General features: G+C 67.5%; 17 protein-coding genes. 3 read left to right on the plus strand and 14 right to left on the minus strand.

Annotation, left to right across the window (positions count from 1 at the left end; genetic code table 11):
• Positions 1–33: 33 nt before the first annotated feature.
• Genes K5880_RS06820 through K5880_RS06835 form a run of 4 tightly spaced genes read right to left on the minus strand, consistent with a single transcriptional unit; the run spans position 34 to position 4,466 of the window.
• Positions 34–2,307, minus strand: coding sequence for a penicillin acylase family protein (locus tag K5880_RS06820; RefSeq protein WP_297650104.1), 2,274 nt, complete (start codon positions 2,305–2,307; stop codon positions 34–36).
• Positions 2,304–2,687: a RidA family protein gene (locus K5880_RS06825; RefSeq protein WP_297650106.1), complete on the minus strand. Its 384-nt coding sequence runs from the start codon at positions 2,685–2,687 to the stop codon at positions 2,304–2,306. The genes K5880_RS06820 and K5880_RS06825 overlap by 4 nt, the downstream gene beginning before the upstream one ends.
• A 30-nt stretch (positions 2,688–2,717) precedes the next feature.
• Complete coding sequence (locus K5880_RS06830; RefSeq protein WP_297650108.1) at positions 2,718–3,440, minus strand: amino acid racemase; 723 nt, start codon at positions 3,438–3,440, stop codon at positions 2,718–2,720.
• Positions 3,441–3,455: 15 nt separating this feature from the next.
• The gene (locus K5880_RS06835; RefSeq protein WP_297650110.1) at positions 3,456–4,466 is read right to left on the minus strand and encodes a tripartite tricarboxylate transporter substrate binding protein; all 1,011 of its coding nucleotides are present in this window, start codon (positions 4,464–4,466) and stop codon (positions 3,456–3,458) included.
• A 58-nt stretch (positions 4,467–4,524) separates the two neighbouring features.
• Here K5880_RS06835 and K5880_RS06840 point away from each other — a divergent pair, with 58 nt between their 5' ends.
• Entirely contained in the window at positions 4,525–5,607 is a 1,083-nt protein-coding gene (locus K5880_RS06840) for an AraC family transcriptional regulator (RefSeq protein ID WP_297650112.1), read from the plus strand.
• Positions 5,608–5,612: 5 nt separating this feature from the next.
• Here the strand turns inward: K5880_RS06840 and K5880_RS06845 are convergent, their stop codons facing one another.
• From K5880_RS06845 to K5880_RS06870, 6 genes are all read right to left on the minus strand, one after another.
• On the minus strand, positions 5,613–6,821 hold the full coding sequence (locus K5880_RS06845; RefSeq protein WP_297650114.1) for a tetratricopeptide repeat protein: 1,209 nt from the start codon (positions 6,819–6,821) through the stop codon (positions 5,613–5,615).
• An 11-nt stretch (positions 6,822–6,832) separates the two neighbouring features.
• On the minus strand, positions 6,833–8,056 hold the full coding sequence (locus K5880_RS06850) for a Tm-1-like ATP-binding domain-containing protein (RefSeq protein ID WP_297650116.1): 1,224 nt from the start codon (positions 8,054–8,056) through the stop codon (positions 6,833–6,835).
• Positions 8,053–8,496 (minus strand): SRPBCC family protein, encoded by a 444-nt coding sequence (locus K5880_RS06855; RefSeq protein WP_297650120.1) that lies wholly within the window; start codon positions 8,494–8,496, stop codon positions 8,053–8,055. Before K5880_RS06855 ends, K5880_RS06850 begins: the two co-directional genes overlap by 4 nt.
• A gap of 40 nt (positions 8,497–8,536) precedes the next feature.
• Positions 8,537–9,340: a phosphoenolpyruvate hydrolase family protein gene (locus K5880_RS06860; protein ID WP_297650309.1), complete on the minus strand. Its 804-nt coding sequence runs from the start codon at positions 9,338–9,340 to the stop codon at positions 8,537–8,539.
• 72 nt (positions 9,341–9,412) lie between these two features.
• On the minus strand, positions 9,413–10,366 hold the full coding sequence (locus K5880_RS06865) for a branched-chain amino acid ABC transporter permease (RefSeq protein WP_297650124.1): 954 nt from the start codon (positions 10,364–10,366) through the stop codon (positions 9,413–9,415).
• Positions 10,363–11,256: a branched-chain amino acid ABC transporter permease gene (locus tag K5880_RS06870; protein WP_297650126.1), complete on the minus strand. Its 894-nt coding sequence runs from the start codon at positions 11,254–11,256 to the stop codon at positions 10,363–10,365. The genes K5880_RS06865 and K5880_RS06870 overlap by 4 nt, the downstream gene beginning before the upstream one ends.
• 25 nt (positions 11,257–11,281) lie before the next feature.
• On the opposite strand from K5880_RS06870, the gene K5880_RS06875 reads away from it, so the two are divergent.
• Complete coding sequence (locus K5880_RS06875) at positions 11,282–12,124, plus strand: AraC family transcriptional regulator (protein WP_297650128.1); 843 nt, start codon at positions 11,282–11,284, stop codon at positions 12,122–12,124.
• Here the strand turns inward: K5880_RS06875 and K5880_RS06880 are convergent.
• The 3 genes from K5880_RS06880 to K5880_RS06890 all read right to left on the minus strand — a co-directional run bounded on the left by K5880_RS06880 (position 12,121) and on the right by K5880_RS06890 (position 15,048).
• Positions 12,121–12,813 (minus strand): ABC transporter ATP-binding protein, encoded by a 693-nt coding sequence (locus tag K5880_RS06880; protein ID WP_297650131.1) that lies wholly within the window; start codon positions 12,811–12,813, stop codon positions 12,121–12,123. The genes K5880_RS06875 and K5880_RS06880 overlap by 4 nt on opposite strands.
• Before the next feature lie 106 nt (positions 12,814–12,919).
• Positions 12,920–13,711: an ABC transporter ATP-binding protein gene (locus tag K5880_RS06885; RefSeq protein ID WP_297650133.1), complete on the minus strand. Its 792-nt coding sequence runs from the start codon at positions 13,709–13,711 to the stop codon at positions 12,920–12,922.
• A 113-nt stretch (positions 13,712–13,824) separates the two neighbouring features.
• Entirely contained in the window at positions 13,825–15,048 is a 1,224-nt protein-coding gene (locus K5880_RS06890) for an ABC transporter substrate-binding protein (RefSeq protein WP_297650135.1), read from the minus strand.
• Positions 15,049–15,283: 235 nt separating this feature from the next.
• Here K5880_RS06890 and K5880_RS06895 point away from each other — a divergent pair, with 235 nt between their 5' ends.
• Positions 15,284–15,793: a DUF1993 family protein gene (locus K5880_RS06895; RefSeq protein WP_297650137.1), complete on the plus strand. Its 510-nt coding sequence runs from the start codon at positions 15,284–15,286 to the stop codon at positions 15,791–15,793.
• Positions 15,794–15,992: 199 nt separating this feature from the next.
• On the opposite strand, the gene K5880_RS06900 is transcribed toward K5880_RS06895, so the two are convergent.
• Positions 15,993–17,555: an acetolactate synthase large subunit gene (locus K5880_RS06900; protein ID WP_297650139.1), complete on the minus strand. Its 1,563-nt coding sequence runs from the start codon at positions 17,553–17,555 to the stop codon at positions 15,993–15,995.
• Positions 17,556–17,573: the final 18 nt, after the last annotated feature.

A 17,573-nucleotide genomic window follows, 5' to 3' on the forward strand; every position in this document is an offset into this window, starting at 1 on the left:
GGTCAGGCCCCCGGTGTCCTTCCTGGTCCGCGCTCATTCGCTCAGCCGCTGCGTGCGCAAGGCGGGATCGGCCGCGATCTCGGCTTCGCTGAACGGGGGCGTGAACAGCGCCTCGGCAGCGAACAGGCCAAGCTGGTCGTCGCGGTGCGCTGAAGCCGGATCGGCCGACTGACCGTTGGCCACCAGCATGCGGGCGACCAGACGCCCGCCTTCCCAGGTCACCACATGCATGTAGGACGTGCCGGAAACGATGCCCTGGTAACCATCGGGTCCCAGCGGGCCGGTCTCGATGACGTTGAGCACGCCCTGGCCACCGGCTCCACCATGCAGCCCCACCTTGCCGTCGGCCGTGCCGCGGGCCAGCACGCGGCCCCAGGGCTCGTCGCCCCGCAGCCCCAGCGCCTGCAGCGCGGCGGCGGTTTCCTGCAGCGCCGTCACGATCTGATCGGCCACAGCGGGATCGGTTGACAGCGTTCGCACGCGAAACGGCTGGGCGGGGTCGTAGGCCTCGGCATACAGCGCGGGCAGGGTGCCGATGCGCCGCCAGAGTTCGTTGAAGAACAAGGCACCCCGGCTGGTCGTGTCGTTGCGGCGGTCCCACCCCGCGAGGAGGTTGCACGATCCGTCCACGCCCGCAGCCGGTGGTGCCGATCGGCACACCGCCAGCAGGTCGTCGAGCAGTGTCTCCGCCATGTAGTTGCGGTTGGCGAACACCATGTCCTGCGCCTTCTCCGTGTCAATGACACCGCCGTGGGCCAGGTAGCCCTCGATCTGGCGCTGCGACATGCGGGTGCGTGGATTGGGCGGCGCCAGCGGACTGCCCAGCAGCGACGAATAGCCATCGAAGCGCTGGCCGAACACGGCGTGCGTGTAGTTGTCGTTGGCGTTCTGCACCACACCGCGGGTGGACAGCGCCGGGATGCGGTCGGGTGGCGCGAGCCGGGGCCGACCCTGCGCATCGCGAAGCGCGCACTCGGCTCTGCGGCCATCCAGCGCGACGGGAATGCCGGCGGCTGCCGGGTCGATGCCGCAGGCGCGCAGTGCGTCGTCGCTCGCGTCCAGCAGCGGGCCCGACTCGATGTACAAGGCGCCGCCATGGCGGTCCCCGGCGATCAGGTGCGCGGTGATGCCGCGGTGATCGGCCACGGCCGACTCGAACTCGGCCACGTTCCTGGCCTTCGCGGCGGCCAGCATCTGGTCCAGTCCGCGCGCATTGGCCTGGTTCGGGTCGGTCACCGCGTACCAGCCCGCGGGGCGGCTGCCCTGCGCGGGCAACCGGTACAGCGGGCCCAGGTGCGAACGCGGCAACTCGAAAACCTGGTCCTGCACGCTGCCATCGGCCTGGCGAACGGCCACCTTCACCCGCTTGCGCTCCAGCGGGCGGGCCACCCCATCCACCACCACGGCCGGCTGCGCCCCGGCCTGCAGTTCCACCGCCACCAGCAGGGGATAGGTCACCGTCGAAGGCGCCTCGATGCTCCAGGCGACGTCGCGCGTGAAGCCCGCCAGCGGCAAGGGCAGGCCGATGAAGTCCGCGCCCATCACGTCGATCTTTCCGGGGATCCTCAAGTGCACCTGGTGCATCAGCAGCCAGTGGTCCTGCCAGTAGGCGTGCGGGTTGGCCACCACGACGGCGCTGCCGGTTCCCGTGGCCTCGGCGCCGAACGCCCAGGCGTTGCTGGCCCCTGCGCCCGCGGGCACAACGTTCGCGGACTGCACGGTGGCCGCGGAGGCCAGGTCCTCCCAGCGCGAGGCCGTGCCGTAAGGCGCCACCAGAAAAGCCTTCCACAGCGAGCCGATCTGCATCGTGGCACGCACCACGTCGCTGGCCTTCATGGTCAGGGGTTCGACGCCACCACATGCCGTGTCGCGATCGCTGGCCTTCATCTCCCGCACATAACGCGAGAAGCCCCTTGCGTAGCCTTCGGCCAGTCCCTGCGCATCGGCCGAGAGTTGCGCCCAGGCGGTTTCCACCTCCTCGTCCGAGAGCTGCACGCGATAGAACAGGTCGCTCGCGAGGTTGGACAGCGGCAGGAACCCGACCAGGGCGGGGCCATCGGGCCCGAGGCGGCCCGAACGCTCGCCGCGCAGGGTGCGTACCCGGTCCGACAGCAGGCACAGCTGGTCCTGCGCCACCGCATAGCCGTAGCCATAGCCCAGGCCCCGGTAGTCGTCGGCCTTGACGTGCACCAGCCCGTACTGCGTGCGACGCAGCTCCGCGGTGTAGTCCGGGTCGCCGCCTCCGCAGGCTGCCGCGAGCGCGGCGAGCGCCACGGCCGCGATGCCGGTTCCGTGCAGCGCCTTCATGCCTTCACCTCGATGCCCTTGCGGGCGATCACCTGCATCTCCACGAAGGCATCGGGCACGGCAATGCCCGCGATCATCGCGGTGCCGGTGGGCTTGCAGGGCAGCAAGCGGGCCAGCGTATCGACGATGGTCGCGAAATGTTCCCGCTCGGACACGATCAGCGTGTAGTTGACGATCTGCTCGAGCCGCGCGCCACAGGCCTCGAGGTAGGTGGCGATGTTGCGCAACATCAGTTGTGTCTGCTCTTCGGGCGTGACGGCCAGGCGCTGCGCGTCGTAGTCCATGCCGATGGTGCCCGAGACGAACACCCAGTCGTGATCGAACAGGGCCCGGCTGTAGGGCGCGTGGGAAAAGGGAAGTGGAAAGGCTGCGATCTGCATGGCGGCGAACTCCGTGTGGAAGGTAGGTGGCTATGACGGGAAACAAGAGATGTGGGAGAGCGTCATGGCGCGCACGATGGCGCGCGCATGGATGTCGGTGCTGTCGAACACGGGGCAGTCGGCGCGCAGTTGCGTGGCGAGCGGGCTGAGCTCGGTGCACCCGAGCAGCACGGCCTCGGCACCCCGGGCGCGCAGCGAGGCACACAGGGCGTCGATGTCCGCCACGGTGTCCTGCGTCGGCTCACCGTGCGCCAGCGGGCCGAAGATGGTCGCGTCCAGCGCGCGTTGCTGGGCCGCATCGGGCAGCAGCAGTTCGAAGCCCGCGTGCTCGGCCAGCCAGCGGCCGAAGAACGGCGCCTCGACGGCAAAACCCGTGGCCAGCAGGCCAAGCCGGCGCATCGTCGGATGGGCGGCGCGGATGCAGTCGGCGGTTTCGCGCACCAGATGCAGCAGTGGCAGGCCGGCGGCCCGGGCCACTTCGTCGGCAGCGAAGTGGCCCGTGTTGGACAGGATCGCCACCAGCTCGGCACCCGCGGCGCGCAGCTCGCGCGCCGCGTCTTCCATGCGGCGGATGACCCGGTGGCGCTCGCCCGCCGCCATCTCGGCGTGCACGGGGGCGAAGTCCAGGCTGGTGATAACGCAGCGGGCCGAATGCAGCCCGCCGAGGGCGCGTTGCACGTGCTCGTTGAGCAGGCGGTAGTACAGCAGCGTGGACGGCCAGGCCACGCCGCCGATCAGGCCGGCGGTTTTCATCGCGACGGGGCTCGATCAATCGAGCTTGAAGCCCAGGCGCTTGATCACCGGTGAATAACGCTCCAGATCCTTGTCGATGCGGGTGGCAAGTGCCTGCGACCCGGTCTGCGCTGCCGGCTCGAACCCGAACACCAGCAGCTTCTCGACCACGTCGGGCTGCCGCACCGCCCAATCGACGCCCTCGGCCACGCGCTGCACCACATCAGGCGGCAGACCGGCGGGGCCCACGATGCCGAACCAGACGGAGAAGTCGATACCCTTGAAGCCCAGTTCATCGAGGGTCGGCACATCGGGGAGGCCCGAGAAGCGGCGGGCCGAGCTCACGGCGAGCACCTTGGCACGGCCCGCCTTCACGAATTGCACATAGGGAGCGACGCCGTCGAACGCCACGTCGATGTCCCCGGCCACGGTGGCCTGCGCCACCTCGGCACTGCCCTTGTAGGGGATGCGCGCGCTCTGGATGCCCGCGCTGCGGTTGAACTCCTCGTGGGCGATCTGCGAGAGGATGGCAGCCGAGCCGACGTTCAGCCGCCCGGGAGCGGCCTTGGCGCGCGCCACGATGTCCGCCATGTCCTTCACGCTGTCGGGTCGGCCGCCCGCGATCACGGCGATCGGCCCGTTGATGGCCAGCGCCACCGGCGTGAAGTCCTTTTGCGGCGCGTAGGGCAGGCGCGAATAAAGCGAAGGGTTGAGCACGAAGGTCTGGTCCAGCGACCACATCAGCGTGTAGCCGTCGGGCGGCGCACGCATCAGCTCCTGCGCACCGATCAGGGTGTTGCCACCCGGCCGGTTGAGCACCACGATCTGCTGCCCCAGCCGCTCCTGCAGCCTGGCCGCGATCAGGCGCGCGGCCACATCGGCCCCACCCCCGGCCACGAAGGGCACGATCAGACGCACCGGGCGGTCGGGCCAGGCCTGGGCGTGTGCGCTAACCAAGGGCACGAGCAGCGCGGCAAGCGCCAGCAACCCGCCACGCGCAAGCGCACTCACCAGGTGCAGGGATCGGCAGACAAGGGGTTGCTTCATCACTAAACTCCGGTTGAAAACGATGGAGCAACTCTAGGACTGGAGCCCGGAACCGTTTATGCCAAACCAACAGCAAACTGTGCAGATCCCGTCACCAGCCGCACCGCCGCGCAGCGCACCCTGGCGCGAGGACGACTTCAATGCCATGCTGTTGCGTTCCTCACCGGAGCGCGCTCGCACACAGCTCATGGGCCGACAGGACGAGGCCAGCCGCAGCATATGCTGGCCCAGCGACGGCGGCCGCATCACACGGGTCCGCACGACGGCGTGGGAAGGCGCCCAGGCGCTGTATTTCGATTTCCGGCTCAACGACGACCTGCATGTGCAGATCGATCCCAGCCGCGAACTGCTGCTGACTTTCTTCCTTGAAGGCCGCGTGCAGGGCCAGGTGGGCGGCGAGCACGGGGCATCGCTGGACTTTCACACAGACCGTGCGCTGCTGCGCACGCCCAATGCCGCGGGTGGTTTCCTGATCCACATCCCGGGTGGCTGCCGCAACCATTTCGTGCAGTTCCGGCTGCGCCGCGAGCTGGTGCCGCATTGGCTGCGGTCGCTGGGCGTGCGGCTTCCGATGCGCCAGATCGACGAACTGACGGACCGCGATGACGGACATGTGCTGTGCAACGCCGCGCTCACGCCCCGCGTGCGCAGTTGCCTCGCGCGTATCCGCGACGAACCGGTCGATCAGGCCGCATTCGTTCCGTTGTTCCATGCGCGGTCGATGGAATTGCTGACCTGCGTGCTGCTGGACATCGAGCGGCTTCTGCACCGCAAGCGCTCGGCGGCAACGAGCAGCGACTCAAGCGCACAACAGGCCACGGACAAGGTGCGTGCCCTGGTGGCCGAACAGCCCGCGCGCGCCTGGACGGTGGCCGCGCTGGCGCAACAGGTCGGTTGCAGCAGCGCCCGGCTGCAGCAACGGGTTCGGGAAGCGTCAGGCGATTCGGTGTACCGGCTGATCGTCACGCAGCGGCTGGAGCTGGCTGCCCGCCTGTTGCGCGAGACGCATCTCGGCATCCAGCATGTGGCCAGTGAAACCGGCTGGGAATGCCATGGCCGTTTCACCGCGGCGTTCCGCGCACACCTCGGCATGGGGCCGCGCGACTACCGGCTGCGCCACGGCGCGCAGACGCTGAAGTAATCCGCCTACACCGGCTCCAGCAACGCATACAGGCCCATCACCGGTTTCTGCTGGTCTTCGCGCAAGGGCGCCTGCCAGGTCTGGCACAGACGAAAGCCGTGGGTCTGCGCCAGTTGTTCCACGTAGCCGGGTGTGTGCGCGTAGCGCAGGCTTGGCCGCAGCTGCAGACCGGGCTCGCCACGGGCAAGTTCGACCGAGAACGCAAAACGCCCGCCGGGGCGCAGGCGCTGGTGCACGGCGGCGAACACCGCGTCGAGCGCGCCCACGTAGATGAACACATCGGCCGCGATCACGAGATCGGCGGGATCGGTCTGCGACTGCAGGAAGCCGAGCAAATCGCCCTGCTCCACGCGGCGGTAGGCACCACTGGCGCGTGCCTGTTCCACCATGGCCTGGGCGAGGTCCACACCATCCACCGCGTCGGCCTGCGCGCGGATGAGCTGGCCACACAGCCCCGTGCCGCAGCCCAGGTCGAGCACGAGCGGGTAGCGCCGCCCGCCCTTGATCAGCGGCGCGAGCAGGGTTTCGTGCGCCTGGTACTTCAGGTGTTCGATGAGATGGCTCTGGAAATCGTCGGCGTACTCGTTGAACAGGGCCTGCACATACGCGCGCGGCGGTTGCACGGGCATGGCCTCGCCTGCCTTGACCGAGGCGAGGTAGAAGCGGTGCAGCTCCTCATCCCCACCGTGCGCCAGGGCCTGCTCGAAACAGCGGGCGGCCTCTGCGTATTGCCCGGTGTCGCGCAGCAGGCTGCCGCGCTGGCTCCAGGCTTCTGCCAGCGTGGGGTCCAGCACCAGTGCCTGGTCCAGGGCCTGCAGCGCCTCGTCGGCGTGGTCCAGCCGCAAGAGGCAGCTCGCGAGCGACAGCTGGATCAGCGCGGTGGACGCCCCCAGCTTCACGCCCTGCTGCAGCGCCTGTGCCGCATCGGCCCAGTTCGAGAGCGCATCGTGCGAGAGCCCGAGCGCGATCCAGGCGTCGCGGTGCGCGGGATCGGCCCGCGTGGCCTGGCCGAGGGTGTGCACGGCCTCGGTCCAGCGGCCCAGGCGGCACTGCGTCACGCCCAGGTTGGCAAGCACGGATGGGCGCCCCGGCACCAGCGTGAGCGCGGTCTGGTAGCGCGCCATGGCCTCGTCGAGCCGGCCGGCCTCGAACAGGGCGTTGCCTTCGAAGAACGCGGCCTTGGCCTGTTCGATGGGGTCGGTGTCGGTGCTCATGGAGCGGCACCTTACACCAGCACTGCCCTCACTTGTCCGGCCACCGCCTCCGCGAAGGCCGGGTCGTTGATGTGGTGCGGCAGCCTGATCAGCAGGTGCGTGTCGCTCACCACGAACAGGCGCTTCAGGGTGTCGAACAGCACGGCGTCGGCGGCCGGGTCGTGAAACGGCTGGCCGGGTGCGTCGATCATCGACAACCCGCCCAGCGGCAGCAGCAGCCGCACCGGGCCGGGCGCGCGGTTGAGCTGTTCGGCGATGCGCCGCGCCGCCGCTTCCAGCTCCTGCGCGTTGCTGCGCATGAGCGTCACGTCGGCGTTGTGCACGTGAAAGCGGCGGCCCTTGTGCCGTTCGGGAATGGTGGACGGGGCGCCCCAGTTGATCATGTCCAGCGCGCCGACCGAGCCGATCCAGGGCAGGCCGTGGCGCGCGGCGGCATCGAGCCGGTCGGGGCCGGCGTCGCACACGCCGCCGGCCAGGTGCTGGCCCACTTCGGTGGTGGTGATGTCCACGACCGCGCGCAGCAGGCCGGCGGCCGCCAGGGCTTCGAGCGTGCGGCCGCCCGCGCCGTTGGCGTGGAACACCTGGGCGTCGAAGTCGTCCTGCAGCAGCCCGCGCACGGCCTGCACGCAGGGGGTGGTGACACCGAACATGGTCAGGCCGATGGCGGGCTTGTCCTGCGCGCTGTCCACCGGGACGCGGTGCTGCAGCATGCCCACCAGCGCGTGTGCCGCGTTGGCCAGGATGGTGCGCGAGAGCCGGTTGAGGCCGGCGATGTCGGTCACCGGGTACATCAGCGTCATGTCCACCACGCCCACGTAGGCCGCCACGTTGCCCGCCGCCATGGTGGAGACCAGCAGCTTCGGCACGCCGATGGGCAGCAGGCGCATGGCCGGCGCGATCATGGAACTGCCGCCCGAGCCACCCACGCCCAGCATGGCCTGGATCTCGCCGGCCGCGAGGCGCGTGCGCACCAGCGTGGCCAGCGCGTCGCCCATGGCGATCACGGCTTCGCCCCGGTCTTGCGTGTCGAACACGGCGGCCACGCCGCGCGGGTGGTGGCTGGCCACGGCGGCGGCGTCGATGTCGGCCGCGCCCGGTGCGCTGCGCGTGCCCACGTCCACCGTGACCACGCGCACGCCGGCCGCGCGCACCAGGCCCGCAAGGTAGTCCAGTTCCGCGGCCTTGGTGTCGAAGGTGCCGACCACCCAGGCCGTGGGTGGCGAGACGGCGTTCATTTCCGCTTCTCGTAGTGCGCGTTCACGCACTCGAAGAAGGTGCGGAAGGTGCCGGCCACGCGTTCCAGCGCCTCGGCCTCCTGGTCGGCGGGCACGTCCCATTCGGCCCACCACTCGCCGAAGCAGCGGTTGCCTTCGGTGATGGGCAGCAGGTGCATCTCCGCCACGTAGTTGGTCCAGGGCGCGTCGATGTGCAGGATGCGGTAGCGGCAGCGGTGGGTGTCGTCGGACAGCGCCAGCAGTTGCTCGCGCAGGTAGCCGCCGCCATCGCGCACGGTGAAGTGGCGCACGCAGCCGACCTGGTCGGACGGCTTGCCGTCCTCGATGTAGGACTTCTCGAAATAAGGGTGGTAGTTGCCGAGCGCGCCGAAGTCGCGCAGGAAGGACCATGCCTGATCGATGGTGGCGTTCATCGCCGCGCTCACGTAGACCCGTGCCATGTGTGTGTCTCCTCTGTCTTTTCCAGTGGTGGGATGGGTTTCAGAAGCTCAGGTTCTTGTAGCGTTCCACGTGCGACTTGATCGCGATCTCGGTCGGCAGGCGTTCCATGCTGCTCGCGCCGTAGAAGCCGTTGCAGTGGGTGCTGTGCTTGAAGACGTAGGCCACGTCCTCGGGCGAGGATATCGGGCCGCCGTGCGCGATCACGATCACGTCCTTGCGCACCCGGCGCGCGGCCTCGCCCCATTCGTCGATGAGTTTCACCGACTCGGCCAGCGACTTCGACGACGTGGCACCGATGGTGCCGCCGGTGGTCACGCCCAGGTGCGGCACCACGAAGTCGGCGCCGGCCTCGGTCATGGCCACGGCTTCCTCGGCGGAGAACACGTAGGGCGTGGTCAGCAGGTCGATGGCGTGGGCCTCGCCGATCATCTCGACCTCGGTCGCGTAGTTGATGCCGGTCTCCTCGAGGCTCTGGCGGAAGGTGCCGTCGATGATGCCCACGGTGGGAAAGTTCTGCACGCCGGAAAACCCCAGTTCCTTGAGCTTCTTCAGGAACACCGGCATGACGATGAAAGGGTCGGTGCCATTGACGCCAGCGATCACCGGCGTCTTCTTCGCCACCGGCAGCACCTCACCGGCCATTTCCAGCACGATGTCGTTGGCGTTGCCGTACGCCAGCAGGCCGGCCGACGAAGCGCGCCCGGCCATGCGGTAGCGCCCGGAGTTGTAGATCACGATCAGGTCGATGCCGGCGGCCTCCTCGCACTTGGCGGAGATGCCGGTGCCGGCACCGCCACCGATGATGGGCACACGGCGGCGGACCATGTCCTGGAATTTCGCCATCAGGGCTTGGCGTTCGAAGCGCGGCATGGGGGGTCTCCTTGAAAGGGAATCGGGTTTGTCTGGTTGAAAGGCTCAGGGGCCGGTGCGCGGGCGCGTGCGCAACGCCGCCACCGCACCGGCAATGCCGCTGCGGAAGGCCAGCACGCACACCATGAAGATCAGGCCGGTGACCACGGTCACCCAGCCGCCAAAGGCATCGAGGTAGTACTGCAGGCCCACCACCAGCGCCGCGCCAATGGCGGGGCCGAAAACGGTGTGCATGCCGCCCAGCAGGGCCATGAGCACCACGTCACCCGAAAGGTGCCAGTGCACGTCGGACAGCGCGGCGAGCTGGAACACCAGCGCCTTCAGGGAGCCGGCCAGGCCCGAGAGCGCGGCCGAGAGCACGAACAGCGTGAGCTTGTAGCGCTCCACCGGGTAGCCGAGCGAACGCGCGCGTGGCTCGTGTTCCCGGATGGCCACCACCACGTGGCCAAAGGGCGAGCGCACCACGCGGTGGATAAGCCACAGCCCGGCCAGCGTCAGCAGCAGCACCAGGTGGTACAGGGCAAAGTCGCTGCGCAGGTCGATGAAGCCGAACAAGGTGCCGCGCGGGATCTGCTGCAGGCCGTCCTCCGCGCCGGTGAAGGGCAGTTGCAGGAAGATGAAATACACCATCTGCGCCAGCGCCAGCGTGATCATGGCCAGGTAGATGCCCTGGCGGTGGATGGCCAGCGCGCCGAACACGGCGCCCAGCAGCGCCGCCGTCGCGGTGCCGAAGAGCAGGGCGAGTTCGGGCGGCAGGCCCCAGTGCTTGGCGGCCAGGCCGGTCATGTAGGCCGCACCACCGAAGAAGGCCGCGTGGCCGAAGGACATCATGCCGCCGAAGCCCAGCAGCAGGCTGTAGGCGCAGGCGAACAGCGCCATGCACATCAGCTTCATCACGAACACCGGGTACACCACCTGCGGCGCCCACGGCACCGCCAGCAGGGCCAGCACCACCACGGCCAGGAAGGCCTTCTGCCAGGTCGGCATGGTCGTGTTCATGCGGCCCCCTCCTTGCCGAACAGGCCGCGCGGTCGCAACAGCAGCACCAGCGCCATCACCACGAAGATCACCGTGGTGGACGCCTCGGAGTAGAAGACCTTGGCCAGCCCCTCGATCACGCCGATGCCCAGCGCGGTGACGATGGAGCCCAGCACCGAGCCCATGCCGCCGATGACGACGATGGCGAAGACGATGATCACCAGGTTGGAGCCCATGCCCGAGTTCACGTGCAGTATGGGCGCGGCCAGCACGCCGGTGAAGGCCGCCAGCGCGATGCCCCCGGCGTAGGTGAGCGTGAGCAGGCGCGGCACGTCGACACCGAAGGACTGCGTGAGCTGCGGCTTCTCGGTCGCGGCGCGCAGGCGCGCGCCCAGCGGGGTGCGCTCGATCAGCCACCAGGTGAGGCCGCAGGCCGCCAGCGCCGCCACGATGACCCAGGCGCGATAGATCGGCAGGATCATGAAGCCGAGGTTGAACACGCCCTGCAGGTTCGCGGGCACCGGGTAGGGCTGGCCCGAGGTGCCGAACGCCACGCGGAAACCGCCCTCAAGCACCAGCACCAGGCCAAAGGTGAGCAGCAGGCCGTAGATCGGGTCAAGGCCATAGAGGCGGCGCAGCAGGCCGCGTTCGAACAGGCCGCCCAGGCCACCCACCACCAGCGGCACCAGCAGCAGCGCGGCCCAGTAGCCCAGCCCCAGGTAGCGCTGCAGCATCCAGGCGCCGAACGCGCCAACCATGAAGAAGGCGCCGTGCGCGAAATTGACGATGCGCAGCAGGCCGAAGATCACCGCCAGGCCCAGGCTGAGCACGGCGTAGAAGCAGCCATTGACCAGCCCGAGCATGACCTGGCCGGCCAGCACCGGCAGGGGAAGACCGAATACCTCAAGCATGCCCGGTCCCTATGATTCGCCATCCATGCCGTCGAAACATCCCGATCTCTCCCGTGAAACCCTTGTGATGGGCGATGACACCGTGCAGACGGTGGTGCGTGCCGAGCAGTGCGACGCGCTGGCCGCGCGCCACATCGCCCATGTGTCGGTGGTGGACGCCGCCGCGCCCTACACCGTGGTGCGAACCAACCTGAGCGGCGCCTTCATGCAGGTGTGCCTGGGCGGCGAGGGGCAGACGCTGCTGGACGGGCGCTGGTACACCCACAAGCCCGGCAGCGTGACCTTTGCGCCCGCGCACGTGCTGCACGCCTTCCACTGCGTGCCGGGCAAGCGCTGGCAACTGGCCTGGGTGCGCTTCAAGCCCGATTCGGTGCGCTCGGTGGACGGCGCCATGGCGCCCACCATGAGCCCGTTCGACGGCCGCGTGCTGCAGAACGCCATCCAGGGCCTGGCCGCCGAGATGGAAGGCGCGGCCGACCCCGGCACCTGCGTGGTATGGGTGGACGTGATCGAACGCTACGTGGCGCGCATCCTGGAGCCGCTGCAGCGCGAACCGCGCCTGGTGCCGGTGTGGAACGCGGTGAAGAACGACCTGGCGCGCGACTGGACGCTGGCCGACCTGGCGGCCCTGGCCAGCACCAGCGAAGAACATCTGCGCCGCCTGTGCCAGAAGAGCCTGGGCCGCAGTCCCGGCAAGCAGCTGGCCAACCTGCGCATCGCGCACGCGGCGCACCTGCTGGCCACCACCACCGAGAAGATCGAGGCCATCGCCCACGGCGTGGGCTACGTGAACCCGTTCGCGTTCTCCAACACCTTCAAGCGCCTGACCGGGTTTCGTCCGTCGGACTACAGGATGCGGCATCTCTAGACCCCGATCCTTGAAGTGATGGCGTCGAAATCGCGCAGCAGCGTCGCCGCATCGAAGGTGTCGGTGATGCGGCCCGACTCCATCAGGCAGTGCCGGTCGGCCAGTTCTGCGGCGAAGTGCACGTTCTGCTCCACCAGCACGATGGTGTAGCCACGCGTCTTGAGCTGGCGGATGAGGTCGCCGATGCGGTCCACGATCACCGGGGCCAGGCCTTCGGTGGGTTCGTCCAGCAGCAGCACGCGCGCGCCGGTGCGCAGGATGCGCGCGATCGCCAGCATCTGCTGCTCGCCACCCGAGAGGTGCGTGCCCGCCGAACCGGCGCGCTGCGCAAGGTTGGGAAACAGCTCGAAGAGCTCGGCTTCGCTCATGCCGCCGTCGGCCACCACCGGCGGCAGGCGCAGGTTTTCGCGCACGGTGAGCGAGGCGTAGATGCCGCGGTCGTCCGGGCAGAAGGCGATGCCCAGCCGCCCGATGTGGTGGGGCGCCAGGCCGATGAGTTCCCGGCCCTTGAAGCGGATCGAGCCCTGGCGCCTGTCCATCATGCCCATGATGGATTTCAGCAGCGTGGACTTGCCCGCGCCGTTGCGGCCCAGCAGCGTGACGAGTTGGCCTTCGCGCACCTCCAGGCTGGCGCCGTGCAGCGCCTGGCTGGGGCCGTACCAGGCCTTGACATCGTGCAGCGTCAACAAGGCATCCGTTCGCACTGAGCCTGGCCTGTCCTGAGCTTGTCGAAGGGTCGAAGTGCTCGCACCGCGCGGGGCTTCGACTGGCTCAGCCCGAACGGGATGGGGAGCGTCAGCCATGGCTCGGCTCCGCCACCGTGTGGTGCTTGCGCTGCCCCGCGTGCCCATGGCCCAGGTAGGCCTCGACCACGCGCGGGTCCTTCGACACGGTGGCGTAGTCGCCTTCGGCCAGCACCTCGCCGCGCGCCAGCACGGTGATGCGGTCGCACAGGTCGGCCACCACCGAGAGGTTGTGTTCCACCATGAGCACGGTGCGCCCGCGCGCGGCCTGGCGGATGAGCGCGGCGGCCTGGGCGATGTCTTCGGCGCCCATGCCGGCCATGGGCTCGTCCAGCAGCAGCACGCGCGGCTCCAGCGCCAGCGTGGTGGCCAGTTCCAGCGCGCGCTTGCGGCCGTAGGGCAACTCGCCGGCCAGGTGCCTGGCCCATTCGGACAGGCTGGCCTCGGCCAGCAGTTCATGGGTGCGCTCGTCGTACACCGCCAGCGCCTTGTCGCTGCGCCACCAGTCCATGGAATGCCCACGGCGGCGTTGCACCGCCAGGCGCACGTTCTCGAACACGCTCAGCTGGCCAAACACCGCCGAGATCTGGAACGAACGCACCAGCCCCAGGCGCGCCACCGCATCGGCCGGCGTGCGCGTGATGTCCTGGCCCTGGAACTGGATGCGCCCGGCGGTCGCGTCGATGAAGCGCGTGAGCAGGTTGAAGCAGGTCGTCTTGCCGGCGCCGTTGGGGCCGATGAGGGCGTGGATGCTGCCCTCCTGCACCGACAGGTTCACGTTGGAAACAGCGTGAAACCCGTGGAAGCTGCGGGAGAGACCCTGCGTTTCGAGGATGGTGGGCATGGTGAGGTGACGACAGTCAAGGGGCCGCTGCGCACGGCCGCTCCGAAGCGGCCGGCCCGCCCCCCAGTGGGGGGTATGCGGCTACACGCAGTGAGCAAGCAACGGGGGGTGTCTTACTTCTTGACGAGGTAGCAGGTGCTCTGCGCCAGCGGCATGAAGGCCTGGTCGGCGGGGATGGTCTTCACGGCCTTGAGGTAGTCCCACGCGCCCTTGGACTCGGCCGGCGTCTTCACCTGCCAGAGGTACATGTCGTGCACCATGCGGCCGTCCTCGCGGATCTTGCCGGCCTTGGTGAACATGTCGCTGATGGGCATCTCGCGCATCTTGGCCGACACCGCATCCGGGTCGTCCGAGCCCGCGGCCCGCACCGCCTTGAGGTAGTGCATGGTGGACGAATAGTCCCCCGCGTGCGCCATGTTCGGCATCTGGCCGCCCATGCGCTGCTGGTAGCGCTTGGCAAACGCGCGCGAATCGTCGTTCATGTCCCAGTACCAGGCGTTGGTGAGCTGCAGGCCCTGCGCCGTGGGCAGGCCCAGCGCGTGCACGTCCTGGATCCACAGCAGCAGCGCGGCCAGCTTCTGGTTCTTGGTCAGGCCGAACTCGTTGGCCGCCTTGATGGCGTTGATGGTGTCGTTGCCGGTGGAAGCCAGGCCCACGATCTTGGCCTTGGAGGCCTGGGCCTGCAGCACGTAGGACGAGAAGTCCGTCGTGCCCAGCGGGTGGCGCGCGGCGCCCACCACGCGGCCCTTGCTGGCGCGCACCACGTCGCTCACCTGCTGTTCCAGGCCGATGCCGAAGGCGAAGTCCACCGTGAGGAAGAACCAGGTATCGCCACCGCCTTCGGCAATCGCCTTGCCGGTGCCGTGCGCCAGCGAGTAGGCGTCATACGTGTAGTGCACCGTGTAGGGCGAACACTGCGCGTTCGTCACGCCCACGTTGGACGCGTTGTTCACGATGGCGTGGCGCTTCTTCTCTTTCGCCACCCCGGCCACGGCCAGGGCCACGCCCGAGTTGGCCAGGTCGTTGATCATGTCCACGCCGCCGTCGTACCACTCGCGCGCCTTGGCCGCGCCCACGTCCGCCTTGTTCTGGTGGTCCGCGGAAACCACCTCGATCGGCTTGCCGAACATCGTGCCGCCGAAGTCCTCCACGGCCATCTTCACGGCCTCCACCGCGCCCTTGCCGGAGATGTCGGCGTACACGCCGGAAATGTCCGTCAACACGCCGATGCGCAGCACGTCGTTGGAAAGCTTGCCTTGCTGGTTGCCCTGCGCCTGGGCCACGCCCACACTGGCCGCGGCGACAACGGATGCGGCTGCCCACAGTTTCAGTTCCATGCTCTTTGTCTCCTGATTGGTTGTAGCCCCGAACCCGGTGTTCGAGTCCGGCCAATGCTAGGAGAGGGGGCGGCCCGCGCCCATGGGTGGGAGGCACAGGGGGATACTCAAAAGCCACATTCTTTGGCAAGCGGCACACGCGATGGTTGGCCCAAGGCTGTTAGCCTCGCATGCTCGGCAGGGCCCCTGCCATGCCAGCCCCGGCAATCACGCCCCATTTGAAAGTGACCCCACGATGACCAGCCCGCTGTACACCGCCTCCGTCCCCGTCATGCAGCAGATGCTGCAAGCCTTGTCCGATGTGCTCAAGAAGGCCGAAGACCACGCGACGCAAAAGAAAATCGACCCCAATGCGCTGCTCCAGGCGCGGCTGTTCCCCGACATGTTTCCGCTGATACGCCAGGTACAGATCGCCTCGGACTTCTCCAAAGGCATTGCCTCCCGCCTGGCGGGTGCCGAAGTGCCGTCCTGGCCCGACACCGAAGCCAGCTTCGCGGACCTGCAGGCATTGATCACCAAGGCGCTGGCCCATATCGGCTCCTTCAAGCCTGATCAGTTTGATTCAAGCGAGAGCCGCGAGATCGTCCTGCGCCCCGGCACCCCCAAGGAAAAGAAACTGATCGCCAGCGCATACCTGCTGCACTACGGCTTGCCGCAGTTCTTCTTCCACGTGACCACCGCCTATGCCATCCTGCGCCACAACGGCGTCGAGGTCGGGAAGCGCGATTACATGGGTGCTTATTGACGCCCGGGACACGATCCGCTGCGGGTGTTGAACGTTGGTTTGCGGAGGTCGGTTCTGCAGCGATTGCTGCCGGTCGCGCTAGCGCATCGAACGTGCGATCTGCATCACATTGCAGTCCTTCAATCGTTGGCCAATAGGATCTACAACTCTGCACGTGCGGAAAATGGTCGCACACTGCTCGACCCGGAAGGTCACCCAGTCAGAGAACTACTTCTACAAGATTGGGCCCAGGGGCAGCCAGGCCCCGTCTCACAGCGTCGGAAAACTCGCCCAAGGTGGTCACTCGACTCGCTGGAACTCCATGGCCAATGCTCAAAGACACCCAGTCCAGAGCGGGCCGGTCAATGCTCAGCATGTCGGTCGCGCGTTTTCCTAGTGCACCAGCTCCAACCTGACTGAATTCGCCGCGAAGAATCTGGTAATTTCGGTTCGCGAAGACGATGACGGTGACATCCAGGCTCTCGCGAGCCATTGTCCAGAGTGCTTGCAGCGTGTACATGGCGCTTCCGTCTCCCTCAAGCGCAATCACTCGCCGGTCGGGCGCAGCTATTGCAGCACCTACAGCCACTGGCAAGCCATAACCAATCGACCCTCCCATGTTCGTAAGCCACTCATGGGGAGCAGCTTCGCGAGTCGCGGCGTCGAAGGCACGACCGGTGCTGATCGCCTCGTCAACGACGATGGCGTTCTCAGGGATGAGCGCCGCTAGTAGTCCGCCAATGCTCTCCGGCGACAGCACGCCATCCTCCAAGACGGAACTCGGCTTCAGTCTCTCAACAAGGACTGCAGGAGTCCGTGTCGCCCCAAGTGCTTCGCAGAGCATGTGCAATGCCTCTTCGGGGTCTTGCATGTGCGTTGATAGCGTCTGGAACTGTGTGCCCGGAGCAGCCAAGCGACCTGGCTTGTTCGGGTACGCAAAGAATGCGACAGGTTCGGCGGCATTCACCAGAACGATATGGTCGAATCGCGCGAGCGTCTTCAATGCAGCGTCTACGGCATAGGGAAGACGTGGAACTGCAGTTCTTCCCGCTCCACGCTCAATACTCGGCGAGTAAAACTCTGACATGACTTCGCAGCCGGTAGCCGCAGATATCTTGCCCGCCCACGTCGTTGCTCGAGCTTGGGTGGCGCGTCCACCAAGCAGCAACAGGGTTCTACGACCATGGCCTCGAAGATGGCCTGCGATGCTTGCAAGTTGCTTTTCATCTATGGGCTCTGCATTGGCTTCACGCACAGGCCCCTGCATCGGTGAGAAATGCGACATGGTTGACCACGCGAAGTTTGCCGGCAAGATCAAACTTGCAATGCGTCCTGGCCGCCCCCTTGCTTGAACAACCGCCTCTCTACCATCTGTGCAAAGGCTTTCGCTAGAGCTGATGGTCCGGACCCAATTCGACATTGGTCGAGCAACACCTTCCACATCCGAAGTCAGGGGTGCGTCGAGTTCAAGGTGCTCGGTCGCGTGTTCGCCAATGATGCTGACGATTCCGGAGTTCGCCTTCTTGGCGTTGTGCAGGTTGGCCAAGCCGTTCGCAAGTCCAGGTCCCAGGTGCAAAAGCGTGCCTGCGGGACGCTGACGAATCCGGTAGTAGCCATCTGCGGCGCCAGTGACGACGCCTTCGAAAAGGCCAAGCACACAGCGCATCCCCTCCTGACGGTCAAGTGCGGCTACAAAGTGCATCTCCGACGTGCCCGGATTGGCGAAAACCGTGTCAAGACCTGTGTCCAAGAGCGTTTGGACCAATGCGTCAGCGCCGTTCATTGAGTCTCCTATTTGTCA

It is taken from the genome of Hydrogenophaga sp., assembly GCF_025699295.1.
Taxonomy (GTDB): Bacteria; Pseudomonadota; Gammaproteobacteria; order Burkholderiales; family Burkholderiaceae_C; genus Hydrogenophaga.